General features: G+C 61.1%; 1 protein-coding gene. It reads right to left on the bottom strand.

Going from position 1 to position 1203, the window contains the following annotated elements; translation table 11 throughout:
* Positions 1 to 20: 20 nt before the first annotated feature.
* Positions 21 to 1203, bottom strand: a 1183-nt coding sequence (locus tag DYI24_RS26865) for an ABC transporter substrate-binding protein (RefSeq protein ID WP_164574490.1), incomplete at its 5' end; no start/stop codon positions are given.

Raw genomic sequence — 1203 nt, 5'->3', positions numbered from 1 at the left:
GGTCGTGATCGGGCAGGCGATCAGTTCGTCGGTGCGTCCGCCGAGATGATGTCGCCGAACAGCTCCCACTTGTCGCCCTTGAACCGCATCATCTGCAGCTGGCTGATCGGAGCGAAGTCGGTCGGCGAGGTGTTGATCTTGACGCCCGGCAGCAGCGTGTCCGGCTCGAAGTTCTTCAGGCTGGCGGCCTGCTTCATCAGGTTTTCGCGGGTCAGGTTGTCGCCGCACATCTCGATCACCTTGTGCAGCGTTTGGGCGGCGCCGTAGCCGTACACCAGATTGCCGTCGGCCTTGTTGGCGCCCGGCATGTATTTGTCGACGAAGGCATGCCACTTCTTGAAGCTCGGATCGTTGTCCCACTGCGGGTCGGTCGGATCCTTGGCGTAGTTGGCCGACAACACGCCCTGGGCGTTGTCGAAGCCGGCGGGTTGCATCACGCTGCCGACCGAGGCCGACACGTTGGTGAGGATCTGCAGCGGCTTCCAGCCGAGCTCGGCGGTCTTGCGGATGGTCTGCGCGCCGAACTTCGGCGTGGTGTAGATCAGCAGCACGTCGGGATTGAGCGACTTCAGCTTGACGATGTGGCTGTCGATGGTCGGCTCGGAGATTTCATAGGCTTCCTCGGCGATGATCATCGAGGCGCCTTTCTCGCCGAAGCCGTCCTTGGTGCCCTTCAAGTAGTCTTTGCCGAAGTCGTCGTTCTGATAAAGGATCGCCACTTTGGCGTTCGGCTTCTCCTTCATGATGTACTTGACGTAGATCTGCGCCTCGCTCTGGTACGACGGCTGCCAGCCGATCGTCCACGGGAAGGTCTTCGGATCGTTCCACTTGCTGGCGCCGGTGGCGACGAATAGCTGCGGCACCTTCTTGGCGTTGAGATACTTCTGGATCGCCGTATTTGAGGGCGTGCCGAGCGGGTTGAACACCGCCAGCACTTCATCGCCCTCGACCAGCTTGCGCACCTGCTCCACCGCCTTCGGGGGCGAGTAGGCGTCGTCATAGCTGATGAAGTTGATCTTGCGGCCGTTGATGCCGCCCTGTTCGTTGATCATCCGGAAGTAGGCTTCCTCGGTCTTGCCGATGGTGCCGTAAGCCGACGCCGGGCCCGAATAGGGCATGATGTTGCCGATCTTGATCTCGGTGTCGGACGCGCCGGTGTCGTATTTCTTCTGGGCGAAAGCGGTGCCGGTGAAGGCGGCAAAA

This window comes from Rhodopseudomonas sp. BR0C11 (genome assembly GCF_010820945.1).
Lineage (GTDB): Bacteria > Pseudomonadota > Alphaproteobacteria > Rhizobiales > Xanthobacteraceae > Rhodopseudomonas > Rhodopseudomonas palustris_H.
This window is presented reverse-complemented; position numbering and strand designations above follow the sequence as displayed.